Annotated in this window: 28 protein-coding genes; 10 read left to right on the plus strand and 18 right to left on the minus strand. The window is 49.4% G+C overall.

The features are described from left to right. Positions 1–107: 107 nt before the first annotated feature. The 3 genes from ACKFKH_RS11910 to ACKFKH_RS11920 form a co-directional block, all read right to left on the minus strand. A complete protein-coding gene (locus tag ACKFKH_RS11910; RefSeq protein WP_446858508.1) occupies positions 108–638 on the minus strand; it encodes a chemotaxis protein CheW in 531 nt (176 codons plus the stop codon). Between the two features lie 11 nt (positions 639–649). Then, complete coding sequence (locus tag ACKFKH_RS11915; RefSeq protein WP_446858509.1) at positions 650–1,015, minus strand: response regulator transcription factor; 366 nt, start codon at positions 1,013–1,015, stop codon at positions 650–652. Positions 1,016–1,141: 126 nt separating this feature from the next. After that, positions 1,142–2,395, minus strand: coding sequence for a response regulator (locus ACKFKH_RS11920; protein ID WP_446858510.1), 1,254 nt, complete (start codon positions 2,393–2,395; stop codon positions 1,142–1,144). Between the two features lie 788 nt (positions 2,396–3,183). Between ACKFKH_RS11920 and hmpF the strand changes: the two genes are divergently transcribed. Beyond that, positions 3,184–4,932, plus strand: a complete 1,749-nt coding sequence (gene hmpF / locus ACKFKH_RS11925) for a pilus motility taxis protein HmpF (RefSeq protein ID WP_446858511.1) — start codon at positions 3,184–3,186, stop codon at positions 4,930–4,932. Positions 4,933–5,128: 196 nt separating this feature from the next. Here the strand turns inward: hmpF and tilS are convergent, their stop codons facing one another. The 3 genes from tilS to ccsB are packed head-to-tail and all read right to left on the minus strand — an operon-like array spanning position 5,129 to position 7,510. Then, entirely contained in the window at positions 5,129–6,097 is a 969-nt protein-coding gene (gene tilS, locus ACKFKH_RS11930; protein ID WP_446858512.1) for a tRNA lysidine(34) synthetase TilS, read from the minus strand. Beyond that, positions 6,098–6,478 carry a KGK domain-containing protein gene (locus ACKFKH_RS11935; protein ID WP_446858513.1) on the minus strand — a complete coding sequence of 127 codons (381 nt, stop codon included), beginning with the start codon at positions 6,476–6,478 and terminating at the stop codon, positions 6,098–6,100. Between the two features lie 42 nt (positions 6,479–6,520). Further along, positions 6,521–7,510 carry a c-type cytochrome biogenesis protein CcsB gene (gene ccsB / locus ACKFKH_RS11940; RefSeq protein ID WP_446858514.1) on the minus strand — a complete coding sequence of 330 codons (990 nt, stop codon included), beginning with the start codon at positions 7,508–7,510 and terminating at the stop codon, positions 6,521–6,523. A gap of 238 nt (positions 7,511–7,748) precedes the next feature. Between ccsB and ACKFKH_RS11945 the strand changes: the two genes are divergently transcribed. Next, positions 7,749–8,771: an adenosine deaminase gene (locus tag ACKFKH_RS11945; RefSeq protein WP_446858515.1), complete on the plus strand. Its 1,023-nt coding sequence runs from the start codon at positions 7,749–7,751 to the stop codon at positions 8,769–8,771. Between the two features lie 142 nt (positions 8,772–8,913). Here ACKFKH_RS11945 and psb27 read toward each other — a convergent pair whose 3' ends face one another. The 5 genes from psb27 to pstS all read right to left on the minus strand — a co-directional run bounded on the left by psb27 (position 8,914) and on the right by pstS (position 13,424). Beyond that, complete coding sequence (gene psb27 / locus ACKFKH_RS11950; protein WP_446858516.1) at positions 8,914–9,315, minus strand: photosystem II protein Psb27; 402 nt, start codon at positions 9,313–9,315, stop codon at positions 8,914–8,916. 203 nt (positions 9,316–9,518) lie between these two features. Then, positions 9,519–10,325 carry a phosphate ABC transporter ATP-binding protein PstB gene (gene pstB / locus ACKFKH_RS11955; RefSeq protein ID WP_446858517.1) on the minus strand — a complete coding sequence of 269 codons (807 nt, stop codon included), beginning with the start codon at positions 10,323–10,325 and terminating at the stop codon, positions 9,519–9,521. Positions 10,326–10,391: 66 nt separating this feature from the next. After that, entirely contained in the window at positions 10,392–11,267 is an 876-nt protein-coding gene (gene pstA / locus ACKFKH_RS11960; protein ID WP_446858518.1) for a phosphate ABC transporter permease PstA, read from the minus strand. A gap of 53 nt (positions 11,268–11,320) precedes the next feature. Then, entirely contained in the window at positions 11,321–12,271 is a 951-nt protein-coding gene (gene pstC / locus ACKFKH_RS11965; protein ID WP_446858519.1) for a phosphate ABC transporter permease subunit PstC, read from the minus strand. Between the two features lie 73 nt (positions 12,272–12,344). Further along, positions 12,345–13,424: a phosphate ABC transporter substrate-binding protein PstS gene (pstS, locus tag ACKFKH_RS11970; RefSeq protein WP_446858520.1), complete on the minus strand. Its 1,080-nt coding sequence runs from the start codon at positions 13,422–13,424 to the stop codon at positions 12,345–12,347. Positions 13,425–14,015: 591 nt separating this feature from the next. Between pstS and ACKFKH_RS11975 the strand changes: the two genes are divergently transcribed. Then, positions 14,016–14,312: an RNA recognition motif domain-containing protein gene (locus ACKFKH_RS11975; protein ID WP_446858521.1), complete on the plus strand. Its 297-nt coding sequence runs from the start codon at positions 14,016–14,018 to the stop codon at positions 14,310–14,312. A 58-nt stretch (positions 14,313–14,370) separates the two neighbouring features. Here the strand turns inward: ACKFKH_RS11975 and ACKFKH_RS11980 are convergent, their stop codons facing one another. The 5 genes from ACKFKH_RS11980 to ACKFKH_RS12000 all read right to left on the minus strand — a co-directional run bounded on the left by ACKFKH_RS11980 (position 14,371) and on the right by ACKFKH_RS12000 (position 17,043). Continuing rightward, a complete protein-coding gene (locus tag ACKFKH_RS11980; protein ID WP_446858522.1) occupies positions 14,371–14,895 on the minus strand; it encodes a DUF937 domain-containing protein in 525 nt (174 codons plus the stop codon). 296 nt (positions 14,896–15,191) lie between these two features. Continuing rightward, complete coding sequence (locus ACKFKH_RS11985) at positions 15,192–15,419, minus strand: DUF433 domain-containing protein (protein WP_446858523.1); 228 nt, start codon at positions 15,417–15,419, stop codon at positions 15,192–15,194. 75 nt (positions 15,420–15,494) lie between these two features. Then, positions 15,495–15,815 carry a hypothetical protein gene (locus ACKFKH_RS11990; RefSeq protein ID WP_446858524.1) on the minus strand — a complete coding sequence of 107 codons (321 nt, stop codon included), beginning with the start codon at positions 15,813–15,815 and terminating at the stop codon, positions 15,495–15,497. A gap of 45 nt (positions 15,816–15,860) precedes the next feature. Then, complete coding sequence (locus tag ACKFKH_RS11995) at positions 15,861–16,604, minus strand: GUN4 domain-containing protein (protein ID WP_446858525.1); 744 nt, start codon at positions 16,602–16,604, stop codon at positions 15,861–15,863. Between the two features lie 70 nt (positions 16,605–16,674). Beyond that, complete coding sequence (locus tag ACKFKH_RS12000) at positions 16,675–17,043, minus strand: hypothetical protein (RefSeq protein WP_446858526.1); 369 nt, start codon at positions 17,041–17,043, stop codon at positions 16,675–16,677. A gap of 316 nt (positions 17,044–17,359) precedes the next feature. Here ACKFKH_RS12000 and ACKFKH_RS12005 point away from each other — a divergent pair, with 316 nt between their 5' ends. After that, on the plus strand, positions 17,360–18,958 hold the full coding sequence (locus ACKFKH_RS12005) for a YcjF family protein (RefSeq protein WP_446858527.1): 1,599 nt from the start codon (positions 17,360–17,362) through the stop codon (positions 18,956–18,958). Here ACKFKH_RS12005 and ACKFKH_RS12010 read toward each other — a convergent pair. Further along, on the minus strand, positions 18,887–19,084 hold the full coding sequence (locus tag ACKFKH_RS12010) for a hypothetical protein (RefSeq protein WP_446858536.1): 198 nt from the start codon (positions 19,082–19,084) through the stop codon (positions 18,887–18,889). The two genes, ACKFKH_RS12005 and ACKFKH_RS12010, sit on opposite strands and share 72 nt — an antisense overlap. Positions 19,085–19,224: 140 nt before the next feature. Here ACKFKH_RS12010 and ACKFKH_RS12015 point away from each other — a divergent pair, with 140 nt between their 5' ends. The 6 genes from ACKFKH_RS12015 (at position 19,225) to ACKFKH_RS12040 (ending at position 24,700) form a co-directional block, all read left to right on the plus strand. Then, complete coding sequence (locus tag ACKFKH_RS12015) at positions 19,225–19,986, plus strand: Uma2 family endonuclease (protein ID WP_446858528.1); 762 nt, start codon at positions 19,225–19,227, stop codon at positions 19,984–19,986. A 152-nt stretch (positions 19,987–20,138) separates the two neighbouring features. Beyond that, on the plus strand, positions 20,139–20,942 hold the full coding sequence (locus ACKFKH_RS12020; protein ID WP_446858529.1) for a Uma2 family endonuclease: 804 nt from the start codon (positions 20,139–20,141) through the stop codon (positions 20,940–20,942). 114 nt (positions 20,943–21,056) lie between these two features. Further along, complete coding sequence (locus ACKFKH_RS12025; RefSeq protein ID WP_446858530.1) at positions 21,057–22,037, plus strand: ABC transporter ATP-binding protein; 981 nt, start codon at positions 21,057–21,059, stop codon at positions 22,035–22,037. A 79-nt stretch (positions 22,038–22,116) separates the two neighbouring features. Next, a complete protein-coding gene (locus ACKFKH_RS12030; RefSeq protein ID WP_446858531.1) occupies positions 22,117–22,680 on the plus strand; it encodes a GNAT family N-acetyltransferase in 564 nt (187 codons plus the stop codon). Positions 22,681–22,779: 99 nt separating this feature from the next. After that, on the plus strand, positions 22,780–23,202 hold the full coding sequence (locus tag ACKFKH_RS12035; RefSeq protein WP_446858532.1) for a fasciclin domain-containing protein: 423 nt from the start codon (positions 22,780–22,782) through the stop codon (positions 23,200–23,202). Between the two features lie 268 nt (positions 23,203–23,470). Continuing rightward, positions 23,471–24,700: an MFS transporter gene (locus tag ACKFKH_RS12040; protein ID WP_446858533.1), complete on the plus strand. Its 1,230-nt coding sequence runs from the start codon at positions 23,471–23,473 to the stop codon at positions 24,698–24,700. 163 nt (positions 24,701–24,863) lie between these two features. Here ACKFKH_RS12040 and ACKFKH_RS12045 read toward each other — a convergent pair whose 3' ends face one another. Further along, complete coding sequence (locus tag ACKFKH_RS12045) at positions 24,864–25,235, minus strand: hypothetical protein (protein ID WP_446858534.1); 372 nt, start codon at positions 25,233–25,235, stop codon at positions 24,864–24,866. Positions 25,236–25,526: the final 291 nt, after the last annotated feature.

Below are 25,526 nucleotides of genomic sequence, written 5' to 3' on the forward strand. Positions count from 1 at the left end.
ATTGGGATCAATGCTTGTCGGGAAGGCAAAAGCGCTTCTCGATCGCTCCGTTAAATGTCGCTTCATGGCATTGATTGTACAGAGTGTTACCAGATTTAGATCATTCATTATGCTGCCCACCGTGCCGATCGTAGAATGGCTACCTGGTCGAGCAGTCTTAAGAATTGCTTCTCTGAGTCGTCTAACACCCACTCTCCGCGTAGAAACGGGGCAACGCTGTCTGGGATGGCTGTGGGCATCTGGACATGCTCAACGTCTAGCCATTCCATGCCAACGATTCGCTCAACTGCCAGCCCCAACATAATGTCTTGGTCTTCCACGGCTATCACTGATATTTCGGGCTTGTCTGTGTTGAGGGGTACAGAATCTCCCAGAAATTGTCCTAAATCTGCCACCCAAACGACGCGACCGCGCACATTGAGCGTCCCCAACAGCAGCGGAGAAACATTGGGAACTGGGGTAATCCGATCGGGCGATGGCGAAAGCACCTCTCGAATCCCAGTTGCAGGCAGCGCGAATTCATTCCCCGAAGAGATATAGAACCGCAAATGCAACTCACCTTCAGGGCTTTCTAGCTCTTGGAACTCAGGTGCCTGGTCTTGCCCCCGCCCTGTTAAAAAATCTGGATTCCCTACCATTACATCAATTCCTAGCCTCTCAACAGTTGTTTGACCGTCCCCACCAGCTCAGTCGGCTGAAACGGTTTTGCGATGTACGCATCTGCCCCTTGCTTCATCCCCCAATAGCGATCGAACTCCTCACCTTTTGAAGAACACATCACAACAGGAACCTTTTGCGTTTTGGGATCAGCTTTAAGTCTGCGGCAGACCTCGTATCCATTCATGCGGGGCATGACAATATCCAGCACTACCAGGTCAGGACAGTGACCCTGAATCTGCTCTAACGCTTCGACCCCATCACTGGCGACGGTGACACTCAGCCCACTCCCCTTGAGGAGATCCGTAATCATTTCCCGTTGAGTAACGCTGTCTTCGACGACCAGAACTGTACTCATAACCCCCTACCTGCTTGCTGGCTTAACCATTGACGGGAAAAACCCACGCTGTTTACCTTAAACCATGTATTAACTAAAGTACCCTCAATCATTGAAATAATCAGACTCTCGTTAAAAATAGCGGGTTTAGGTGCGGTTACTTTCTAATCCATCCGCGAGGGCATCTGCTAACAACGTGTCTGACTTGAGTTGGTCTGGCTGCCCCAACCCGACATATTTCTCTAGCAACATTAATAGCTCACTTTCTCCAAAGGGTTTTGTTAAGTAATCTGTCGAGCCGACCATTCGAGCTTTGACGCGATCGATAAATCCATCTTTACCTGTGAGCATGACGATCGGAGTTTGCCGAAAGGCGGTCGATTTGCGAAGCATGGCACAAATTTCGTAACCGTCCAGTTCGGGCATGGCGATGTCGCAGAGAATCAGGTCTGGCTTGAGTTGAAAGACGAGGCTGAGGGCTTTGAGGGGGTTATCGATCGCCGTTACTTGGTAACCGTGCTGGTTCAAAATATACTCGACGGTCTTGCGAACAGTAGCACTGTCTTCGATACACACAACTCTGGGGGTTTTGGTCGGTTGCCACAGCTCCAAGTCTCGGAGTCGAATTTTTGAGGTTGCCGTTTCCTCGGTGTAGGGTTGAGCGAGGTGTAGCCAGCCTTTTTGCACGTAGGGATAAATCGCTCTGGCCACCGTGAAAATATCGCGATTCAGATAGCGGGCGATTTGTCGAAGTGAGGTCTTGCCGTCTGCGTAGCGATCGAGTGTGCTAAACGTGGCTTCGGGTAGGGCTTCTTTGAGAGCCGCAGAATTGGCCACGATCGGACACTGATCCGGTGAGTGTAAATGAGTATGAAGCTGCTTCCACTCCTGCACTTGCTTGATGGTCTTAGCCATGAGTGGGGCGATTTCCATCGTCATCAACTGCGGTGACAAGGGGGTGCCAATCTCAAAAATAAACGAGCCTTGATGCAAACTCAGTAGGTCAAACAAAGTTTCGTGAACCATACTCTCAATGATGGTGCGCCCTTGGGCTGGGGTGAGAATGTGATTTTCGAGCAGTGCCCACAGGTAGCCGTATTCTGGAGCATTAAAAGCGGCGATCGACGGCAGAGCCACCCCTTCTAGCGAATCTTCTGCTTTGTAACGATGTAGATAGTCGCGTAGTCGAGACAGATTGCCTTCGGTTTCTCCAGCGTAGACGATTTGACCGTTGAGAAAAAAGACGAACCACGACTGACCGCTCAAGGATTTTGGAACACGAGACTCTTGTACAGATAGATATGAAGGATACGCTTCGACAAAAAGCTCGCCTGTGCGCTGACCGAGTTCGATCAGTTGCAGGATGCTGCGGATGTCTATTTCACTCAACTGTCCCTGCATCAACCCTCTCCTCGGCTACGATCGGTGCGCTCAGTTCAATTCTGCCCTTGGGTGTGGCGATCCTTTCAAGTTTTAGGGTCAGAGAGAACGGCGTGACTTCAAAGGTGCGGTCGCAAATACTTCAAAGTCTCGCTTGCTCAAAAAGTCTCGCTTGCTCAAACAGCAATTCTTTCTCTGGCAAATCTTTTTGCAGCAAGCTAGTGTCTGGTGTGCAAACATTGTATCTACTAACTCAACTGGAGTAACACGCCACGTTAAGATTCCATCTTTTGCAGGAAGCTTTATTGTCTAAGATAAGGCAGAGCGATCGCGGATGGCAGTGCTAGATTATAGAGCAGGGAACTCACTCAAAGCGGAACGCTCTGCAATTTATTGAATGACGTGACTTCTGCATCCAAGTGAGATAGCATCTTGTGCTAGAGCCTGCCTGTTTGCCCAATGAGGCGTAGATCAGAGGTTTTTTTGACTCTGGTGTTTGATTAAACTGATGCAGCTTGTGATGCAGCTTGAGTGCTTAGGGCAGCCTAAAACTCAAGGACAGATAACGGATTTAGGGTGTGACGAAGCTCGATCGTTCTCAGTATGATTCACTCATTAGCCAGATGAAACCGTTCAAACAACATCAGTACATTCAGCTTAAGCAGACGTGAGTTGAGCAGAATTAACCTTCGCAGTTCACCAGATTTGTCAGAAGATTTGTCAAAGCAAAAAAGAATAGAGATGGACTTGTCTCATTGGGGCAACTTACATCTTAGGATTGGGCGTAGACACGGAAGAGGGCTATCAGCGTGCTGTATCTAGCAGAAGTCATTCAAAAAAAGGGCGGAATTATCGGCGGCGGTAAGTCTGAACTCAAGTTGCTTGCTTGTCAGCGTACTGAGCAGAATTGGAGCGCTGTTGGTGAAGAATCGATTCAATCTGAGGAAGCCAGTCGCTTTACCTCTGGGACGCTTTTGTTAGTGGACTTGACTGCCAGCAAGCAGGTGCAGCGTGTCCAGGAAGCGGGTCGGCCACTGGTTAGCATCTTGCAAAACTTTTCTCGTCTGCAAGAGAAATTTAAGACTCAGGAAGAAGAGATCGAGCAATGGAAGCAGTCTCTTACCTACCAGAGTCAAGAGTTAAATCGGCGAGAAATGGAGATGGAAGCCCGTCGTGAGCAGCTTGAGCAGCTTGAGGCAGACTTTGAGCAGCTTGAGCAGCAGCGCCAGCAGTTTGAGATCACTCGCGATGAGGTGACGCGCCAAAACGAGGAGCTAGAGCGCAATCGTCAGGAAATGCAGGGCGCGTGGGAGCAGCTACAGGGGCAAAAGCGCCAGTTTGAAGAGCGGCAGACAGAAATGCAGTCGGCCTCTGTTTTGGATGATGAGCAGGCGCAGGCGATTCAACATCTGCTAAATCGGTTGAACGGCGCGGCCTTCTCGTCAGAGGCGATGCAGGAACAGGCTAATCAGGTGGCACAGTTGGTCACCCAAAAGCAGGCTATTCTCAGCCACCACTGGCAAAATTTGGAGCAGCAGCGATCGTCCCTTCAGCAGTCTCAAGATGCGATCGAGCACAGCGCTCAGGATCTCGATCGTCGCTGGCAAGAGTGGCATCAGGCACAAGATGCTTTAGAGCAGGCGAAAGCCGAGGTAAAACTTCAGCAGGCAGTTTTGCAGGTTAAAGAAGAGTACGCTCAGAAATTGAGGCTGCAAATTCAAAACCATGAAGACTTGCACCAGCAGCTTTTTCGTCTTGCAGAAGGCATGGATGCAAACATTAGTTCTGTCGATGTCGGCGCGTTGGAGAGGATGTCGATCGAGGAGCTTCAAGGGCGGATTCAAGAATTTTTGCGCGACTTTGAGATGTCTTCTGGGTTTGTCAATGGACAAGAGGAAGAGTTAGAGTTTAAGCAAAGAGAAATTGAGGAACTCAAAGTTAAAATTGGGCAGGCTGGCGACTACGAGCGCATCGCTCTGGAAGCCGAACTCGCTGACGAACAAGACGCTTATCAATTTCTCAATGAAACTTTGGTGGGTCAGCGTCGCAGTCTTAGGGAGAAGGAAGGAACCTTGCGGCAGCATCGATCGGTGTTAGCTCGCAGACAGGGCAAGAGTGACCCAGAAGCAGCCGAGGGCAACTTTGATTTGAGCCAGGTGTTTGAGCAGATCGATTTCTTGCGGCAGCAACAGGCAGATGAGCTACAAACGATCGAGCGTGAGCTTGAGCAAATTCGCAGTCGCATCCAGGAAACCCAGCAGATGGTGAACGGTCGATCAACCGAGCAAGAAGCTACCCGCAGCGAGCTAAAACACCTGGAAGAAACGCTGAGATCCCAGAGAGCGACTGCCGCGGAAATGATGGGTAAAGTCAATCTCTACCAAGACATGCTGCAACCGATTCAGGATGCGGCGGATGGTTTGAGATATCAGATCGAAGGACTACACGGAACGATCGCCCAACTCCACGAGGCAAAAAATAATCAGAATGGCGCGATCGCTGAAATCCAGCAAATTGTCACCAACCTCACCAACAAACCAGCGTTTGCCACCAGCTAAGTTGCCACCAGTTAAACAGTTCTGAAATGGAGTGAGCCTTGTAAACTTGGCACCTCAGCTACAAAATAACCATCTTCGCCAGAATAAATGAGAACTTCTTGCTGGGATGGAGTTTGGGGCTAGGCGACAGTCACGACTTCAAGACTCATCATTCTGTGCAGATGCTACACGCTCTGGAGAGAGTAATAATCGCTGCTTAAGTTTTGACCACGATCCAGTCGTCTTGGACTTCAGCGATCGCGCCGCCCGGAAAGGGATCAGTACGCGATCGATTGGGGGCCGTGATCAGTGCGGCGAATTTCTCAATTTGCTCAAAGTTTGGGTTAAATGTCAGCGTTTGTTGAAGATGTTGTCGAATGATGCGACGCTGTAGCGCGAGGGGAATGGATCGAAGGCGCGATCGATTTAGCCCTGACGAACTCGTAGCTTTTTCTCTCAGGTCAGCGGCTGTTTTTTCTAGATATTCAACCTCGGCGGTGAGGAGTTCGGCAGTTTGGGCGATATTTTGCTCTGCTTGCGGATTGAAGTGGGTTTGCAGATAAGGCAATAGCTCTTGACGAATCCGATTTCGGGCGTAGGTTAAGTCTTGATTGGTTTTGTCTTGCCAAATTTGAAGGTGGGCATTTTGACAAAATTGGGCAGTTTCAGCGCGCGTTGTGTCTAGCAGCGGACGGACAAGGTTGAGCGTGGGGGAGATGGTTCGCTTCCAACTCAATGCCTGTAACCCATCCGCACCGCTGCCTCGAATCAAATTGTAGAGCAGAGTTTCGGCTCGATCGCTGGCAGTATGTCCGGTGACGATCGCAGCATAATTCTCACGGGCGATCACTTGAAAGCACTGATAGCGCCATTCTCTCGCGTCTGCCTCACTCTTTGGAATTTGATCCGCCGTTTGCAGAAAGAACGGAAGTTGCCACGATCGCGCCAGTTTCTCCACAAAGCCCGCATTCTCCTCGGAGTCGGAGCGCCAGCGATGGTCACAGTGAACGATCGCCAGATTCCAATTCCATTTGGGCTGCAAATCCAGCAGTAACTTAATGAGACAGAGCGAGTCCTGACCTCCAGAAACCGCTACCAGCACAGACTGACTTTTTGTGAGTAGCCTGCGTTCTTTGAGCGTGCGGTGTAGTCGAGCGTGGAGCGGTGTCCAGAGGAGGCGAGTCATCTAGTAGCGATCGTCTTCAGGGTCTTGGTAAAACGTCTCGATCGGCTTGGCGCGAATTCTTTCTAGGGGCTGTTCTGAAGGACGGGAAGCGGACGATCGTTCAGGCAGTTTGTTGGGCACTTTTTCAGGAATAAATTCTAATCGAATCCTCACCCTGCCTCGCTGCCAGCCACCCGTCCCAAAGCGCAAGGCCTCGCAGGCTAGACCGTCACCAAACCAATCTTCTTTATCTTCTGACCAGTCTTCTTCGCGATCGCTAATAGCCTGAGCCAGCGCATCCAAAAACTCGATGACTTTGAACGTCGGATTGGTCATCAACACGCGACCGCGATCGACAAACAACACTTCATCATCTCTGAGGGGGGAGTATCCGTTATCCATGTGGGTTCTAATCGTGGAAAGGAGAGTAGGGTCGAGGCGGGATTAGAGGAACCAGCCGTAGCTATGAAGTCCCTTGCCTAGAAGGTTAACACCCAGATAGCATACCCAGACAACGACAAATCCGGTAGCGGCGAGAAGAGCGGGACGACGACCCTGCCAACCTTTGGTAATGCGCGAGTGCAGGTAAGCCGCAAAGACGAGCCAGGTGATCATCGCCCAGGTTTCTTTAGGATCCCAACTCCAGTAAGACCCCCAGGCTTCGTTTGCCCAGACTGCACCAGCGATGATGCCGATCGTCAGCAGCGGAAAGCCCAGCCCAATCACGCGGTAGCTGATGTTATCCAACGTATCTGCCAAACTGAGACGCTGAGGAGAGAGCGGAACGGCTTGAGTCGCAACAGATTCTAAAACAGCCGTGCCTCCGGTTTGCAGTGCCATTGTGGGTGATTGAGAATCCTCCGCCCGATTGAGTCGGTAAGATTTGTCGCGATAGCCACCCGTCCCCACTGAACTGCCGCGCAATTCAACATTTTGACCACGAGTGACGACGAGAAAGGCGATCGCCAGCAGCGCCCCGACCATCAGCGTCGCATAGCTCAACATCATGACGCTAACGTGCATCATCAGCCAGTTAGACTTTAATGCGGGAACCAGGGGGGCCGAAGCCTGCATCGTATCAGGAAGCGTCAAAGCTGCAAACGCAGTGATCGCCATCGCGACGGGAGCGGTCACGACCCCAACCAGACGGCTACTGCTGCGATTTTCAGCAAATAGGTGAATGGCCGTAATGCCCCAAGTCAAGAAAAACAGAGATTCATATAAGTTGCTAAGGGGAAAGTAGCCTGCTTCTAGCCAACGTGCGCCCAAAAGGGTAGCGATACAGAGGTTGGCGATCGCCATTCCCGCCGTCCCCCAAGCAGGTAAGACCGGAATCTGAGGAAATGCCGCGCCCGTCCAATAAATCAGCATTGTGGCAAACAGGACGGCAAACGAAACGTTATCTAATACGCCTTGCAGCGCGACTAAATCCATAAATTTTTCTCCCTCTCTACCTGGCGACACGGGTGCGCGGTGTCTGAAATCAATATGTCCATTGTAGGAGGTTCCTTCGCCGCTTTTTGATCTGAGGATGAAGAGAGCGGCGATCGACTGTCCATCCAAACAGGTTTAGACTCTATTGCCACCCAATTGGTATCGTGGAGCGCCAGACAACTTTTGAGACAAACGTCAGAATAGGAGGAATTACGAACATCATCAGAAGAGGTGCCTTGTGGCTTTATATGCAGAACTTCACCGTCACCTGGGCGGGTCAGTGGTTCCCAGAGTGCTTTGGCGGTACTTGCATCGCGAACAGTCAGAGTTAGCCGATCGCTTTCCTGACTATTCTGAATTTGAAGACTTTTACACGCGCCCTCGCAATACGTTAGACGAATATCTGGAGCTTCACACGCTGGTGGAAGGGGTACAAACGGCGAAGGCCCTGCCTTATTTCATTTATCGCTTAATGCGGGGGGCCTACATCTTTGAGAATCTGGCTTATCTAGAGTTGCGCTACACGCCATTTCTGAGAACCGATCATACGTTGACTCAGACCCAGCGAATTGATCAAATGGCTGAGATTGTCGAAATTGTGGGCAAAGCTAGCCAGGTTGTTGAGTACCCGATCGTCAGCAGCCAAATTCTCTGTATGCACTCGCGCCTGCCTTATGAAGTGAATCGAGCGATCGTCGATCTGGCGGCTCAGTCTGATTATGTGTGCGCCGTTGATGTGGCGGGGGGCGACAGTCACTATGCAGAACGGTTGGATGAGTGGGTGGAACTTTACGCCTATGCGCGATCGCTCAACCTCAAAACCACCGGGCATGTCTACGAAACCAAAGACGGCTGCTATCCCGAACTGCTGCCTTATCTGATGCGAATTGGACATGGCATTCAAATTCCTTTGCTGCATCCCAATCTGCTCAAAGAAGTGGCGCGACGAGGGCAATGTCTGGAAGTCTGTCCTACAACTTATCTCAAAACGGGGACGCTTCAGGACATTCAGCAACTCAAGGACGTGTTCGATCGCTGCTTTGATGCGGGAGTGGATATCGCCATCTGCACAGATAATGCTGGCTTGCATGATGTGAGGTTGCCCTTTGAATATGAAAGTTTGCTGACCCATGACATCATCGGATTTGAGCAACTGCAAGCCTGTCAAGATGCCGCCTTTCGTCACGCCTTTGCCTGGAATTACGAGCAGCGGCCCGTCTCTATGCTCAATCGCTTCATGAAAACAGAAGCGAGCGTTTAAAGAATTTCCACCTGTAGATTTTGGTGACTTGTAGAAACCGCTGCCTAGCAATTCTTAGGAACGGAGGCACTACATCCATCAAAGATCTACAGGTGGAAAAGCTTGAACGCTTGATTGTCTTTATTCGGCGTTTAGGGAAGTCTTAGACCCCGCGCTTTAAAGAAATCTCGATCTGCTGAAACTCTTGCTCAACGCGGCTTTTGAGCTTCTCAGGAACCGGGCGATTGGGATAGGAACTGTAGTGACCCGCCAGCGAATTTAACGCAGTTCGCATCGTTGTAAATGAGTTGAGTTTAATGACCGAAGTGTCGCGCTGATAGCGAGAGGCAAAGTCGTTGATTTTGGTACGGGCTTCTTTCTGAATTGCAATTTTATCAGGCGCATCCTGTGGAACTTCTAGGGCAGATCTGAGGCTGGCAATCAAGGAAAGGGTGTCTTCTCGGTAGTTTCCGGTCATGCCACCTGGCGAAGCAGAAGTGCAACCAGACAGCCCGATCGCCACTACCAACACCAGAGCCAGCAGGCGGGACAAATATCGCTTCATAAGCCGCTCCAGCAGTAAACAAAAATACAGTTTCCTCATCGTACCGTGATTAGGGTTGAGGGGATCACTGGGGAGCGATCGCGATGACATTTTCTACCCATCGTTGGATAGCGGCTGGACAACCCAAGACAAAAGACCTCAAACTCAATAGAATTCAAGGTCTTGGTTTTAGAGTCTCAAGTCCGGGGTCTAAGGTCTAAAAATTAGCCAAAACGACCGCTCACATAGTCTTGAGTCGTTTTCTTTTTGGGAGCCTGGAAGATGACTTCTGTCTGATCGTACTCTTCGATATATCCGGTTCGCTGACCTTTTTCGTTGGCGATCACGTTAAAGAAAGCGGTGCGATCGGCCGTACGAGAGGCTTGCTGCATGTTGTGAGTCACGATCAGGATCGTGTACTTTTCTTTGAGTTCTTGTAGGAGATCTTCAACTTTGAGGGTAGAAATTGGGTCGAGCGCAGAACAGGGTTCGTCCATCAAAATCACGTCAGGCTGGACGGCGACGGCACGCGCAATACAGAGACGCTGCTGTTGTCCGCCAGAGAGGTCAGTGCCCAGTGCTTTGAGCTTATCCTTCACGTCGTCCCAGAGGGCGGCTTGCTTGAGTGCGCGCTCCACCAATTCGTCCATGTCTCCCTTAAAGCCCAGCAGACGCGGCCCAAAGGTAATGTTGTCGTAAATTGTCTTGGGGAAAGGATTGGGCTTTTGGAACACCATACCAATCTGTCTTCGGACGGCTACCGGATCAATGTCCGCAGCGTAGAGATCAGAATCATGATAGAAAATCTTGCCGTCGATGTGAAAGCTCTTGATCAGATCATTCAGCCGATTAAAGCAGCGCAGAACGGTACTTTTGCCGCAGCCAGACGGTCCGATAAAAGCAGTAATTTGATTTTTGGGGATCTCGATCGACACATCTCTCACCGCCAAAAAGCTGCCGTAATAGATGTTGAGATTTTCGGTGCGAAACACTGTTTCGGTTTTGCGGGCGCTCTGAAGTTCGGAGGTCATAGATTCAGGTGGGATAGAGGATTGAAACTGTGAGAGGTGCCTAGAATCCAATCATTCTGGACGAGGCTACTTGCGTTTGATGATCCAACGAGAAAGAATGCTAGTGATCAACACTAATGCGACCAGTACCAGAGAGCCTGTCCAGGCTAGTTCTTGTTGATTGGGATAGGGGGCTGTCGCAAAGTCAAACACCAATCGCGACATGGTGGCGGTCGGCTCCCAGAGAGACTTGACCCAATATCCACTGTAAGAGGCCGTAAACAAAACGGGGGCTGTTTCTCCGGCCGCACGCGCGATCGCCAGCATCACGCCTGTAATAATCGCTGGAATGGCAGCAGGCAGCACCACCAATAAAGTCGTTTGAATGCGAGTTGCTCCCAGCCCGATCGCTGCTTGCCGAAAATCTCTGGGCACCGCTTCTAGGGATTCGGTCGCAGTCCGAACGATCGTCGGCAACATCAACACCGCCAGCGCAATCCCCCCGGCTACTGAGGAAAAGCTCTTGGTTGCCAAAACCACGGTCGAGTAAGCAAAGGCACCTACGACGATCGACGGAACGCCGCTGAGAACGTTGGTGAGAAAGGTGATCCAGTTTGCCAGCCGAGTATCTCGATAAAACTCAGACAGCGAAATTGCCGCCATGATGCCAAAGGGAATGCTGATCAGAGAGGCGATGCCCACTGTGTAGAGGGTGCCCACAAGGGCGTTGCCAAATCCTCCGCCAGATCTTCCGGGCGCAGGCGGCAACTGGGTAAAGGCTTCAAAGTTGAGGCGAGAGGTGCCTTTGATCAGAACGTAGGAGATGACAGCGACCAGTGGGATCAGTGCCAGAGCCGCACAAACAAAGGTGAGAATGGTCATTGCCGACGCGAATAAGGTACGAGGCGAGGTCGGCGATCGCTTCATATTTGGGATAGAACTTGCAAACTCTGGACTTGTCATCTTAAATTTTTTCCTCAATCCAATTCAGCAAACCAAAGCATCTTCATGATTAACTAGAGCTTTAGACTAAAGCGGCGCACAATCAGTTCTGCCAAAACGTTGACGACGAGGGTCAAGCCAAACAAAATCAAAGCGGCATACAGCAGAGAAGAAACCTGGAGTCCGCTGGCTTCAGCAAACTGGTTGGCCAACAGCGAGGAAACGGTTGAGCCTTGAGACAGCAGAGACGGATTGACCGTGTTGGAATTCCCAATGACCATCGTCACTGCCATTGTTTCGCCCATTGCCCGACCGAGTGCCAGCATGATACCTCCGACAATCCCTGAAAACGCGGCCGGCAGGATGACTTGAAAAATCGCTTCCCAGCGCGTCGCCCCTAATCCATAAGCGGCTTGACGCAACTCAGACGGCACAGCGACCAAAGCATCTCGTGAGATAGCAGCGATGATCGGCAGAATCATAATGGATAGAATGATCCCTGCTGCATAAATGCCCGGCCCAGCAGGAGCGGTGCTAAAGAGAGGAAACCAGCCAAAGGTGCTGTTGAGCCAGATGCCAAACGGTCTGAGTAGAGGAATCAGCACGAAGATGCCCCACAGCCCATAGACCACGCTAGGAATTGCTGCCAACAACTCGATCAAAAATACGATCGGCTGCTTGATGCGATCGGGCAGGTAGTCTTCGCTGAGAAATAGCGCCACGCCAACGCCGATCGGAATTGCAATCAGAAGGGCGATAAAGGAGGTGACGATCGTGCCGTAAATTTGGGTGAATGCACCAAAGACTTCATCGTTGACGCTCCAACGACTGGTGACTAAAAAACCCAAACCAAACTTCTGGATCGCTGGGATGGCTTCTTTGCCAACATTGAAGGCGATCGCCAACAACACTAAGCCGACCCCAACTGCAAAAACGCCAGTCACCCAGACAAAGCTATTGTCAATGAGCCGTGACGAATCAGATCGGGCGGTAGACATCGAAGCGGGATTGGTTGACAGAGCCATAAAATCTACCAAAAGGGAAGCAGTGTGGAGGTGAGGAGCAAGACCAGCGTGAAGGACAAACGTTATTTAGCCGCTACTTTGCCGCTACTTTGATAGTATCTAAGGCTGCGGCCACTTTTGTTGCCAGATCCTCTGGTAGCGGAAGATAACCCAGTTCGCTGGCGTATTGTCTACCGTCTTTCAATGCCCAGCGTAAGAACTCTGACAACGCCTTGGCTTTGACAGGATCTTTGGGATTTTCGTACAGCAAGACCCAGGTCAAGCTGACCATTGGATAAGCGTCTTTACCTTCAGGATCAGAGACTTGCAGCGCAAAATCAGCCGGGACAGTCGCCCCTTCGAGGGCTTTTGCTGCCGATTCAGGTGTCGGTGTGATAAATGAACCTGACTTGTTCGCCAGGGTTGCAGTCTTCAAATTAGTCTCTTTGGCGTAAGAGTATTCGGTGTAGCCGATCGCGCCCTTGGTTTGTTGAATTTGAGCGCTGACTCCTTCGTTACCCTTGGCACCTGTTCCAGTCGGCCATTCGACGGTCTTACCAGAACCAGCTTTCCAGTTGGGGCAGGCCTTGGCAATGTGTTTGGTGAAGATGTCAGTTGTTCCGCTGCCATCGGAGCGGTGAATAAAGGTGAGTGGATCACTCGGTAGGGTGACTCCTGCGTTGTCTTTAGCGATTTTAGGATCGTTCCAGGCTTTGATTGTCCCATCCACGATGCCGCAGAATGATTCACGAGAAAGCTTGAGGTTGTCTACGCCATCTAAGTTGTAGGCAAATACAACAAACAGACCGGTTGTGGGAAGTTGAATCGCTTGACCGCGATCGGCAGGCAGTGCCTTGCGCTCTTCTTCTTTGAGCGGGGCATCGGTTGCGCCAAAGTCAACAGTTTGATCAAGGAATCGCTTCACTCCTGCGCCACTTCCTACAGAGTCATAGCTGATCTGCACATTCGGATTGATCTTGTTATATTCTTGAAACCACCGCTGATAGAGCGGGTTAGGAGCCGTTGCGCCTGCTCCACTGATTGAGACCGATGCACCACCCGCTGCCGCAGGAGCCGCAGGACTCGCACCACCTGCCGCTGGGCTACCTGTTGCGGTAGGCGTGGTAGCAGTTTGAGAGGTGCAAGACGCTAGACCCAAGACCAGGGCAAGCACAGGGATAGACCGTCTCAAACGAGTTGCATTCAGGGAAAAATCCATAGAGTCTAGACAGTTATAGAGATAACCTCATCAGGGTACACCTAGACCTTAAAGACCAGGTTAAGACGTTCAAAAACTCGACTTTACTCTACGTAAGTATTGAGATAAAGTTAATTTTTGCTTAACCAGAACGACCGCTCAGACACCGTTTCACCTAATTCTAAAGAATTTCTAAATTTGTAGAAGTAAGCGGGTTAAAGGACGGTCATGTTTCTTTGATTACCTGTGTTAGAGCAATTATTTACAGAAAGAGCTATAAATTTTTGTGAAGTCTAACCTGCTGTTGTGGAGAGCGATCGACTCAAAGTCAAAGTTCATATTGCTCATCAGCAAAGCCGTTGCGGGCTTATAAGACTTCATCACATTTCTGATAAGAATTCCTGTTTTTATCGCTAGACTAAACGCCTTTGCTGTGCTTCTATTTTTAGGAAGATTCAGTTATAATCGTTGGCGAACAAGAGTTCGGTTACAGTTGCCCCGGAGGGTATGACTGACCGCTTCGATGCCCTGACCGAGTTCGCCCTCACAACTGGTTTGGAGAGAATCGTGACTATTTACGTAGGCAACCTGTCCTTTCAGGCGACTGAAGAGGATCTTCGGGAAGTGTTTGCTGAGTATGGCACTGTGAGTCGAGTCAGCCTTCCCACTGACCGAGAAACAGGCAGAAAGCGTGGCTTTGCCTTTGTCGAAATGGAAGACGAAGCCCAAGAAGACGCAGCGATCGCAGAGCTAGACGGCGCAGAATGGCTAGATCGTGAGCTAAAGGTCAATAAAGCAAAGCCTCGTGAACCCCGCAGCGGCAATGGGGCACCTGCTAAGACGTTCACAAAAGCTCGTTACTAAAGTCGGTTGCAGTCTGGGGAATCAAGCCTGTTACGAAAGATTCCCCACAGGTCGATCGTTAGCGCTGGCTGAGAAACTTGCCAGCCAAACCCATCACGTCACCGACATCCAAATTGCCGTCTTGATTTGAGTCTAGAAAGGCATTGAGGACAGGGTTTCCGGCTTGCGCGTTTTGTGTGTTTGCGCCGCTTTGCAGGAGATTGAGGACGATCGGAATCAGCACGGGCAGCATCGCTTGAATGGTTCCAGCGTTGAGTCCGGTTCTCTGGGCTACGTCGCTGGTGACTTGTTGCTGCTGGTCAGGAGAGAAGATCGCCTGCACGGATTGAGGGTTGCCGCCCAATCCACTAAATTGATTGACGAGTGACTGTACCTGGTCGCCGCCCATTGTCGATTGCTTTTCTTGAAGGGACGATCGTACATAGCCGCCGACAACTGAGAGAACGGTCTGGGTCATGGAGGGATCGATGCCGTGAGCGCTACCGAGTTGTTGGGCAACGTTGAGGATGCCGCCTAGCTGATCGGGGCTGGCTTGCTGTTGGGGATTGCTGACAGCGCTCAAAATTTGGTCAAAAAGGCTCATACGCTTGATCTCAACTAGGGTAGGACGTTCAGATTTGAGTCTGACATCTTGTTAACCTCTAGAAGATAGGAAATTCGTATTTTAAAGTCAACTACCTGGTGATTTAATGAGTCTGCTGTCTAAGCTGCCGTAGAACTGACACTTTTATAGATATAAAACAAGTGAAAATAGAAATCTCAATCAGTAGAGAACTCTAAATAAATTGCAATGCTCTACAGTTGCAACAAATGCGACAAGATTATTTGGCCCAGATGTTGTAATCAGTTAATTCACACTTGAGAGGTCTTGGCAAACATTCACTCAGCAGAATTCGCATATGCAATTAGCATCTCTTTGGCCAACTCTAGGGCTGCGATCGCCTGTTGGCGGCTCACGCTAGGAAAATGATCTAAAAATTGATCTAAAGAATCGCCTGCTTCAAGATAATCAAGCAAGTTCTTAACAGGCACGCGAGTCCCTACAAAGACAGGGGTTCCTCCCAATATGTCTCTATCGCTATGAACAACTGGTAGTAAAGGGGTCATAGAACATAACTCTAGGGGAAGGTCAACCAGTCCTAAACTAACATTTATTCCCGGCAAAGCGGTTAACCAGTTTGGTTAGATTACTGCTTGACGCTGTTGCCGCAGGAAGGTGAGAAAGTCTTCAATTGAGTCTTCTTCAGACCAAAATTCAAGAGTCAAATCTTTGAGGTTATGCACAGTGGTAGGGTTTTGAGTGACCAGTAGCTGGCTGAGTGAAGTGCCTTGCCGAAATTGAGCATTGAGCGTTTTGAGGTCGGTTAGAGAATCTGAAGCTGAATCGTTTTGAGTCAGGATTTGGAGCAGTTGTTCACGTTCTGTGAGTGAGAGCGATCGAATGGCAGCGATTAGCGCAAGGCGCAACTGCAAAGCAACCGCCGCTTCAAGTTGTGGAGTCATCGTAATCCCATAGATATTAGATATTTATTGCCAGATTATTTGAGCTTAGATGAGTTTTAGAAAAATCTCGTCAAATCTCCACAGCATGTAACCAGTCCAACCCTTGGTATAGCTTCGCCAGCCGCTCAACGCAAAGATATATTCTCTGGGCAAGCTACCTTTGACATTTTGAGCCTCGTAATTAAAAGCATCCCACGGAGACAGCCACATATTATTGACGTACCAGTACACGGCTTTGCCAAACCTATTCTCACTCATTGTCTGGACAGATACCTCTGGAGATGACTTACAACCTAGACTATGCCAAATCTTACTCTGAACACTAAACCCAAAATAGCCATCACTATGTTGAGTCCATAATCTATCAATTGCAAGGAGAGACTGTGGAGATAGATTTTTGATATCATCTGGCTGCAACCAGCCATCTTTTTCTCTATGCATCAACTCAAGCAGAAGTCGCTTTGTCTCAAGGTCAGCATCCTTCCATTTTTTTAATTCAAGTAGTTGCTGGAGTTTTTCACAATTTATACGTGGTTCAGCAGGCTGTTTATGTTTAGGCGCTGGTGCTGCCTCAGCCTGAGTGACTTGAGGTTGATGAGATTTTAGAAATTCATAGGCAGCATTAATCTTCTTGATTTTGACTTCTGCTTTTTGTTGTAGCCTGGGATTGTCGCAAAAACGATCGGGATGCCAAACTAGAATTAAGGCTCTATATGCTTGTTTAATTTCAGCTTGAGTTGCTTCTGGTTCAATCTCAAGGGTTTGGAAGTAATGCGCGATATTTCCCATTCAGGGTTTCCTTTTCAAATGAAGTTCAATTTGGCTCTAGATACAGCAATTAAATTACAGCAGCATTTATTCAAGAGTTTTCGATAATGTATTTTTCAAGTTGAAGAATTGCTTGGTCAATTGTCATAATAATTCCATCAACCCCATTCTTTTGTTCTTCTAGAGGTGCAAGTTGTTGAGCTAAAGCGCGGCGGTCAGCATCACGATTTATAGTTTGAACAGTTCGTACAAGGCGACCAATGCTACCACCACCTCTGACCTTAGATCCTTGTTGACGCACTTGGTCAGTGTATTCTGCGCGAATCACTTTTTGCTGTTGAGTCAATTCCCTTTTCACTAAAGCATATTCTTTTTTCTTGAGCTTCAACGCCTTGATCGCTATCTTGGCTTGTGCTGGTGACTGAGCCGAAATATTAATTCGACCATCATCTGCGATCATCACAAAGTTATTTGAGTTAGGTAACATACTTCCGAATTTAGCAACTCGGTTCAGTATAACTTCTGCTCAGTGTCTTGGCTTTCAACTTCAAGTTGCCATAAAGACTGACAGATAGCCTTTAAAGTCTCACCAACCCAATTAAGTTAAACGGAGCGATCGAACTACTGATCAGAGCGAAGAAGATAAAAATTAGCGCGCTCAAAAATCCCGTAGAAAATTATCCTTCAACTGAACCACGATCGATTTCACTCCTCAGCGTCTTTTTGATGGCGATCGATCACGCAAAATAGAGAAAGATTTCTATCGCCTCTTCGCTATGCCACTTCCTCGTCTTTTGACTTTGATTATTGGTCTGACGCTCATTTTGGGGCTGATGATTTGGCTAATTGATTCGCTGTCTCGATTGTCTTGGCAGTTGTCGTACTACCCATTTTTGGGGCCGATGTTGATCTTCTTGATCACGGTGCTGATGGCGGTCTTGATTGGTACGTTTGTCTATTACTTTTTTTGGCTACCAAGACAGGCAAAGAAGCGTCGCCGTCCCATTCCTACCGTTTCACCCATCAAGTCAGAGGCGGCAGAAGAAAATCTCAAAGCAGTGCGGCGACAGTTAAAGCAGATTCAAGACGAAGTGGTGCGGCGAGAACTGCTGAGTCGATCGCGAGAAATCGAGCAAAATCTGGCTCGTGGCGAAATCAGAGTTGTGGTTTTTGGTACAGGTTCGTCGGGCAAAACGTCGGTTGTGAATGCGCTGATCGGGCGAATAGTGGGCAAAGTGGGGGCACCAATGGGGACGACCGAAGTGGGCGAAACTTACCGATTGCCGCTTAAGGGAGTCGATCGCGAGATCCTAATCACTGACACTCCAGGAATCTTGGAAGCGGGGGCGCGAGGCAGCGATCGCGAAAAGTTAGCCCGTCGCTGGGCTGCTGAAGCCGACTTGTTAGTGTTTGTTTTAGACAACGATTTGCGTCAGTCAGAATACGATCCGTTGAAGTTGTTGGCGGAGATTGGCAAGCGATCGATGATTGTCTTGAATAAAGCAGATCTGTTTCCTGAAGAAGATTTAGAAGCGATTTTGGCGCGGTTGCGGGAGCGAGTTCGAGGCATCGTTCCTTCTGGGGATGTAATGGCGATCGCTGCGAATCCTCAACCGATCCGACTGGTGACAGGGGAAACGGTGCAGATGGATCAGGAGATCATGCCGTTGATTCGGCGGATGGCGGAGATTTTGCGATCGGAGGGCGATGATCTGTTAGCAGATAACATCCTCTTGCAGTCTCAGCGGCTCGGAGAAGATGCACGAGATCTTATCGATGAGCAACGACGAAAACAGGCGGACAAAATCGTCGATCGCTTCCAGTGGGTTGGGGCGGGCGTGGTTGCCGTCACGCCGTTGCCTGTGGTGGATTTGTTGGCGACGGCGGCCGTTCATGCTCAGATGGTGGTCGAGATTGGCAAGGTGTATGGCTGTGAAATTAATCTAGAACGAGGACGAGAGTTGGCGTTTTCTCTCGCAAAGACGCTGGTGAGTTTGGGTGTGGTGAGAGGGGCGATCGAGCTAGTCTCCAGAGCGTTGCAGTTGAGTGTGGGCGGCTTTTTGGTGGGTCGGGCGATCCAGGGTGTGAGTGCGGCTTATCTGACGCGAATTGCGGGCAAAAGCTTTATTGAATACTTTCGGCAAAATCAGGACTGGGGCGACGGGGGCATTACTGAAGTGGTGCAGCGGCAGTTTCAACTCAATCGGCGGGATGAGTTTATCAAATCGTTTGTGCAAGATGCGATCGCTAAAGTGGTTCGACCGCTGCAACTGGATGCCCACCTTGACGACGAGCCACAGCCATTAGAACTGGAGTCCGTCGCCGAAGAGTTGCACAAGCGACCCTTTGAGGAAACCGTGGACGATTGGCGTTAGTTCGACGATCGGGGCAGGCAACATTTCACCGCGAAAATCGAGCAGTTGTACGAGAACGAGATAGCCGATGCCCAAAAAAAGGGCGATCGCCCCTGTGAGATAGGCGACAAACTTCGATCGATCCATTGGTGTCACTACTAAAAAAGGAACACTCAAAGTTTAAGCAAAATTAGTGAGCCAGCGCATCCAGATTTATGGATTGTAGATTAACGGCTAAAGTAACCTCAACCGCTAAACTAAAAGCAGCACTATTGGAGCCTACCGCAATGGTTCGTCTCGATGCTACTCCTATCCAACCGCCTATCCAGGATATGTCTCAGCCTCTTTTGGAGGACACCACGCCTGAACTTCAGGCGGAGATGGATTGGCCCGACGATGTTACTTTTCCTCCTACCAACCTCTACAGCGATGAGCCGCCCTTGGAAACCGACTTTCACCGCCGCCAAATTGACCTGCTGATTCGACTATTAGAATTCTGGTGGGGCGATCGTTCCGACTTCTACATTTCTGGCAACTTGACGGTCTACTACAACGAGCAGCAGCTCAAAAAACGGGACTTTCGCGGCCCCGATGTGTTTGTGGTGTTGGGAGCAGAGAAGCGCGATCGACGCAGTTGGGCAATTTGGGAAGAAGGCGGCAAGTATCCGAATGTGGTGATTGAGCTATTGTCGAGTTCGACGGCCACGGTGGATCGGGGCAAAAAGAAAGACTTGTATCAAGACGTGTGGCGGGTGCCAGAGTATTACTGGTTTCATCCCCAGACAATGGAGTTTGCAGGGTTTCGGTTGTTTGGCGGCACTTATGTGGAAATTACTCCAACCGAGAGCGGCAGACTGCCCAGTGAGCAATTGGGATTAGAACTGGGTATTCACGACCAAAAGTTGCGCTGGTTCACCGCAGAAGGAGACTTGATTCCGCTGCCCGAAGAGGCAGAAGGACAACGAGCAGATCAGGAACGTCAGGCGAAAGAGCGATTGGAGAACTATTTGCGATCGCAGGGCATCGACCCCAACCAACTGCCAGAGTAGACGATCGCCCCTGTGAGATGAGATAGGAACTTCGCGCCATTTTTCGCGCCATTTCTGGGTGTACTGCTCAAAGAACTGGATACTTAGATTCCAGACAAATGCGTCATCCCTCAACCGCTAAACTAAAAGCAGCGCTATTGGAGCCTACCGCGATGGTTCGTCTCGATGCTACTCCCATCCAACCGTCTATCCAGGACATGTCTCAGCCTCCTTTGGAGGACACCACGCTTGAACTTCAGGCGGAGATGGATTGGCCCGACGATGTGACCCTTCCGCCCACCAACCTCTACAGCGATGAGCCGCCCTTGGAAACCGACTTTCACCGCCGCCAAATTGACCTGCTGATTCGACTATTAGAATTCTGGTGGGGCGATCGTTCCGACTTCTACATTTCTGGCAACTTGACGGTCTACTACAACGAGCAGCAGCTCAAAAAACGGGACTTTCGCGGCCCCGATGTGTTTGTGGTGTTGGGAGCAGAGAAGCGCGATCGACGCAGTTGGGCAATTTGGGAAGAAGGCGGCAAGTATCCGAATGTGGTGATTGAGCTATTGTCGAGTTCGACGGCCACGGTGGATCGGGGCAAAAAGAAAGACTTGTATCAAGACGTGTGGCGGGTGCCAGAGTATTACTGGTTTCATCCCCAGACAATGGAGTTTGCAGGGTTTCGGTTGTTTGGCGGCACTTATGTGGAAATTACTCCAACCGAGAGCGGCAGACTGCCCAGTGAGCAATTGGGATTAGAACTGGGTATTCACGACCAAAAGTTGCGCTGGTTCACCGCAGAAGGAGACTTGATTCCGCTGCCCGAAGAGGCAGAGCGCCAGCAGGCAGACCAGGAACGTCAACGAGCAGACCAGGAACGTCAACGAGCAGACCAGGAACGTCAGGCGAAAGAGCGATTGGAGAACTATCTGCGATCGCAGGGCATCGACCCCAACCAACTACCAGAGTAAATGCTCAGAACTCAGTTTCCTAACTTAGAAGACTGCAAAAAAGACTGCAAAATCTAGTGAGAAGGACATCCGATAAAGTGTTTTAATATCACCTAGCCAATGAGACGAGAGACGATGGATACTGCTGTGGATTTACTGAGCGAACCTGCTGAAAACGATCGGGCGATCGTGATTCAGACGTTTGAGTTGAGCAAGGTCTATCGCACAGGGTTTTGGCTCAACCAGAAGATCGGATCGCTCAAGAAAGTGAGTCTGACAATCTATCAAGGCGAAACGTTTGGATTGCTCGGTCAAAATGGGGCTGGAAAAACCACGCTCTTGAAAACGCTGCTGGGGATTGTTAGACCGACATCGGGACGAGCCACCTTGCTGGGCGCATCTTTGGGCAATCGATCCGTCAAACAACGAGTGGGCTATCTGCCCGAAAATCCTTATTTCTACGATTATTTGACGGGATGGGAGATTCTCAAATTTACGGCGGGACTGTTTGGAGTGCCGCGATCGATTCAAAAAAAACGCATTCCCGAACTGCTGGATCTGGTCGGACTCGCGCAATCTGCCGCCAAAAAAAAGCAACTCCGTCAATATTCCAAAGGAATGCTGCAACGAATTGGCATGGCGCAGGCGTTGATTAATGATCCTGAACTGGTGTTTTTGGATGAGCCAATGTCAGGACTCGATCCGCTCGGACGCTACCAAATTCGCGAAATTATTCTGTCGCTCAAGGCGCAGGGCAAAACGATTTTTTTTAACAGTCATGTGCTGTCGGATGTTGAGAAGGTGTGCGATCGCGTGGCGATTTTAGCTCAGGGTGAATTGATCTCGATCGGGTCGCTCCAAGATCTGTTGGGAACTGCTGATACTTACCAAGTCGTCGTCAAAGGCGGAAATCCCGATATTCTCAAGCAGCGATTGGCAAATCTAGAATTTCAAGAAGGCAACTGGGTGGGGCATTTGCGCGGCGAGCCTCAAGATTTTATTGCTAGTTTACGACTAATGAAGGCGCAGTTAATTTCAATTCATGTAGCCCGGCCTTCGTTAGAGGAATACTTTGTGCAGCAGTTAAAAGAAAGAGGCATTCATTCAAGTAGTTAGACAAGAAATTGAGACAATAATTAAATTAGGAAGTGGTAGTCCTGGATATCTACTTCTTTAATAAACTTTTCTATTGAATATGGAAATCATCACCAAAAGGTTTCTGTTACGTGACTTTTCTCTAGAAGATGAGCCTAACTTTCTCGCCTATCATGCTGATCCGCAGTATGCACAATTCTGTGCGCCTACAGAAGTAGAACCTGATTATACAAGAGCGTTACTTCGTCTGTTTATTCAGTGGTCAGAAGAACAACCTCGCCGTAATTATCAACTTGCGATCGCTTCTCTCAAAAATCGGCAGGAGTTAGTTGGCTGCTGTGGTTTGCGTCAGGTGGGCGATGATGAGACAAAAGCAGAATTGGGCATTGAGTTAGCACCCCAATATTGGGGACGTTATCGTTATGCTATTGAAGTTGCCAGTCGTTTGATTGAGTTTGGTTTCTGTCATTTAGAGCTGCAAGAGATTGTAGGCTTTTCTATCGATGCCAATGTGCGAGTAACCCGTTTGGCACGTCGATATGGATTTGTAGCAGTCAAATCACATCCAGGCGCAGATTGGATGCACGAGAAAGAATGGCACCAAATCGAGTGGCAACTTTTGCGGAAGCGATGGGAAGATCTGTCAGCCGAGGAAATGGCATAGTTTGAATTGGAACTGGACTTCTCTCCTTTGAATGATGTGCGATCGCTCCCATTCCTTCTATTTCTTAACAAAGTAGGAATTCACAGGACGAAACACACCATGCTTGATTTACCTAATTTATTAGAGACTGCTAAAAGTGCTGGAAAGTTCAAAACGTTGGTTGCGGCCGTCGAAAAAACAGGATTTGCACCCCTGCTGGAAAGCGATGAGTTTTTTACGGTGTTAGCTCCTGCGGACGAAGCGTTTGAGAAATTGCCAGAAGGAACTTTGGAATCACTTGATTTGCACACGCTTAAGCAAATTGTGGGCTATCACATCTTGTTTGGAGACGTGCGATCGGATGACCTGGTTCAAATCGAAGAAGCCGAAACGATGGAAGGATCAATTGTGGCGATCGAGCATGACGACACTGGTGTGACCGTCAACGACACAAAAGTTTTGCAAACCGATATTCTCAGCCACAACGGAACGATTCATGTGATTGATGGCGTATTGATGCCTGCGATCATGTCGAGGAAGTAGGAAGTAGGAAGTAGGGATGAGGGATGAGGGATGAGGGATGAATCGTTGATTGGTTTTGTTTCTGGAGGCTTCTGGAGTTGAGAGGTGATTTGATGACATCGTTCAGCAACCCGAAGATAACACGATGTATCGGAAGTAAATTTCTGAGCAACTACAACCAAACCCTTTCATCCCTCATCCCTCACCCTTCATCCCTCCAAACTTGTTATCCTAAACTCTTGCAGCTATCACAAGGACTGGAGCATTGAATACGATCGCAACTCTCGGCATGCAGACCAAGCGTAATCTGGGAGGGATGTTTACGGCGGGGCTGCTGTTTTGGGCGAGTTTGGCGAGTTTGTTGCCTGTTTTGCCGCCTTATGTGAAGTCGATCGGAGCTTCTAATCAACAGCTTGGACTGGTCATGGGAGCGTTTGCTGTCGGGTTGCTGGTGTTTCGGCCGATGTTGGGCAAGATGTCTGACACTCGTGGCCGTAAGGTTGTGCTGCTGATTGGGATTTCGGCGGCGGCGATCGCGCCCGTTTGCCATTTATTCACTCAGTCGCTCTTGTTGCTGATGGTGATTCGCGTCTTTCATGGCATCAGTATTGCAGCGTTTACGACGGCTTATAGTGCGCTGGTGGTGGATATCTCTCCGCCGCAAAATCGAGGTGAACTGATTGGCTACATGAGTTTGGTGAACCCGATCGGAATGGCGCTAGGCCCAGCAATGGGAGGGTATTTGCAGACTTGGCAGGGATTTGCGCCTGTGTTTTTGGTTTCTTCTGCTTTGGGTCTGATTAGTTTGATTTGTGCGGTTCAAATTGTCAGTCCTCCTTTGGCGGTGCGTTCTCAATTGGATGTTGGAGAAAAAGAAGCTTCGTTTTGGCAGGTGTTGTTGAGCGATCGCATTCGCATTCCTGCTCTTACGATGCTGCTAATCGGGTTAGCGTTTGGCACAATTGTCACTTTCATTCCTCTTTATATTGACGCGGCTGATGTTGATCTAAATTCGGGATTGTTTTATACGGCGGCAGCGGTGACGAGTTTTGTGGTGCGATTTGTCACGGGTCGAGCGTCCGATCGTTATGGGCGAGGCATTTTTATTACGATCGGGCTGTCTTGTTATGGAGTCGCAATGTTGTTGTTGTGGCTGGCTCAAGATCGCACTTCATTTTTGTTAGCTGGGGCACTCGAAGGCATGGGGGGCGGAGCGTTTTTGCCGATTATGATTGCGCTGGTTGCCGATCGCTGTCAGCCTCACGAGCGGGGACGAATCTTTGGTCTGTTTATGGGCGGCTTTGATTTGGGGATTGCGTTGGCTGGGCCGATTTTGGGCATTGTGGCGGATCAGATGGGCTATCGCGGCTTGTTTGGAATGGGTACGATTTTGACGTTCGCGGCACTGATGGTTTTTACGACGATGTGTAGCAAAACGGTGGGGCAGTCGGTTCGATTTGCGATCGGGCAAGGCAAAGATGTCTATGCAATTCCTCGATCGACGCTCACGGATTTGTAGGGCGATCTTCTAGGTCTCTGAATTTTCTAAACGCTTCGATCAAACTTTTTCGCTGCGGTGTTGAAGTCTTCTGCCCCCCAACCGCCCAATTCTGGCGGACTTTAAGACCAATTTGCGGTTCAAAGTCCCTCGTGGGGGATTTGGGGGGCTTCCCAAGGACTCCCTAAAGTTGAATTGTCTTTTTGTTGTGCAATTCCTCCAAATGTATGAGTGAACCAGCCCCCATGACAATATCGAACTTCATTAAAGACCGTTGCACTTGATAGCCCGCCAATACGCGAATCACTTGATATTCAGTGGTCAAATCGCTCGTGCCATCCCATTTGAGATAGGCTAATTGATTTGAAGCAACTTCACTCAATTGTTCAACAAACTCTTCAATACAATTCCTGACATCCGAGAGAATGCCAGAGGGCATAAAAATCAATCGCTCTTGCAAATCCATGGTAACGGTAACTTGGTATCGTCTCACTAACGAGCATTGCAACTCAAAGCTAAACGAAACCGAGTCAGGAAGGTGTCTCCTAACGGCCATGTTGTTTTGTCCTCTCTGTTTAGTGCAAAGAGGATGGGAACGCTGACGGCTCAAACGTTCCCCAGAGGTGTGAAGGGTATGCAGGATCTTGATTCCAACCTTTCAAGATCCCATCGCAAAGCAGACGTAGTACAATCATGAACGCCTCCGAAGTTACTAACGATAACTTAGGTGGAAGTCCTCGGAGTCTGATTGTCCAGATCAGATTTCCGGGGCGTGATCTCCACCTGCGGAATATCTTACACAGATTTTTGATTTTTTGGAATACCCAATTTTTTGGAGAAACGTTAA

It is taken from the genome of Phormidesmis sp. 146-20, assembly GCF_052939475.1.

Bases quoted from the DNA above. Each gene is read 5' to 3' on its own strand.
- ACKFKH_RS12040 (WP_446858533.1), top strand. From the start codon at position 23,471: ATGCAGACCAAGCGTAATCTGGGAGGGATGTTTACGGCGGGGCTGCTG.
- ccsB (WP_446858514.1), bottom strand. From the start codon at position 7,510: ATGGATTTAGTCGCGCTGCAAGGCGTATTAGATAACGTTTCGTTTGCC.
- ACKFKH_RS11935 (WP_446858513.1), bottom strand. From the start codon at position 6,478: ATGGATAACGGATACTCCCCCCTCAGAGATGATGAAGTGTTGTTTGTC.
- ACKFKH_RS11920 (WP_446858510.1), bottom strand. From the start codon at position 2,395: ATGCAGGGACAGTTGAGTGAAATAGACATCCGCAGCATCCTGCAACTG.
- ACKFKH_RS12005 (WP_446858527.1), top strand. From the start codon at position 17,360: ATGCCACTTCCTCGTCTTTTGACTTTGATTATTGGTCTGACGCTCATT.
- pstC (WP_446858519.1), bottom strand. From the start codon at position 12,271: ATGGCTCTGTCAACCAATCCCGCTTCGATGTCTACCGCCCGATCTGAT.
- ACKFKH_RS12015 (WP_446858528.1), top strand. From the start codon at position 19,225: ATGGTTCGTCTCGATGCTACTCCTATCCAACCGCCTATCCAGGATATG.
- ACKFKH_RS11985 (WP_446858523.1), bottom strand. From the start codon at position 15,419: ATGACCCCTTTACTACCAGTTGTTCATAGCGATAGAGACATATTGGGA.
- pstA (WP_446858518.1), bottom strand. From the start codon at position 11,267: ATGACAAGTCCAGAGTTTGCAAGTTCTATCCCAAATATGAAGCGATCG.
- ACKFKH_RS12030 (WP_446858531.1), top strand. From the start codon at position 22,117: ATGGAAATCATCACCAAAAGGTTTCTGTTACGTGACTTTTCTCTAGAA.
- pstB (WP_446858517.1), bottom strand. From the start codon at position 10,325: ATGACCTCCGAACTTCAGAGCGCCCGCAAAACCGAAACAGTGTTTCGC.
- ACKFKH_RS12045 (WP_446858534.1), bottom strand. From the start codon at position 25,235: ATGGCCGTTAGGAGACACCTTCCTGACTCGGTTTCGTTTAGCTTTGAG.
- psb27 (WP_446858516.1), bottom strand. From the start codon at position 9,315: ATGAAGCGATATTTGTCCCGCCTGCTGGCTCTGGTGTTGGTAGTGGCG.
- ACKFKH_RS11915 (WP_446858509.1), bottom strand. From the start codon at position 1,015: ATGAGTACAGTTCTGGTCGTCGAAGACAGCGTTACTCAACGGGAAATG.
- ACKFKH_RS12035 (WP_446858532.1), top strand. From the start codon at position 22,780: ATGCTTGATTTACCTAATTTATTAGAGACTGCTAAAAGTGCTGGAAAG.
- ACKFKH_RS11990 (WP_446858524.1), bottom strand. From the start codon at position 15,815: ATGACTCCACAACTTGAAGCGGCGGTTGCTTTGCAGTTGCGCCTTGCG.
- ACKFKH_RS12000 (WP_446858526.1), bottom strand. From the start codon at position 17,043: ATGATCGCAGATGATGGTCGAATTAATATTTCGGCTCAGTCACCAGCA.
- ACKFKH_RS11910 (WP_446858508.1), bottom strand. From the start codon at position 638: ATGGTAGGGAATCCAGATTTTTTAACAGGGCGGGGGCAAGACCAGGCA.
- ACKFKH_RS11995 (WP_446858525.1), bottom strand. From the start codon at position 16,604: ATGGGAAATATCGCGCATTACTTCCAAACCCTTGAGATTGAACCAGAA.
- ACKFKH_RS12020 (WP_446858529.1), top strand. From the start codon at position 20,139: ATGGTTCGTCTCGATGCTACTCCCATCCAACCGTCTATCCAGGACATG.
- ACKFKH_RS12010 (WP_446858536.1), bottom strand. From the start codon at position 19,084: ATGGATCGATCGAAGTTTGTCGCCTATCTCACAGGGGCGATCGCCCTT.
- ACKFKH_RS11980 (WP_446858522.1), bottom strand. From the start codon at position 14,895: ATGAGCCTTTTTGACCAAATTTTGAGCGCTGTCAGCAATCCCCAACAG.
- tilS (WP_446858512.1), bottom strand. From the start codon at position 6,097: ATGACTCGCCTCCTCTGGACACCGCTCCACGCTCGACTACACCGCACG.
- ACKFKH_RS12025 (WP_446858530.1), top strand. From the start codon at position 21,057: ATGGATACTGCTGTGGATTTACTGAGCGAACCTGCTGAAAACGATCGG.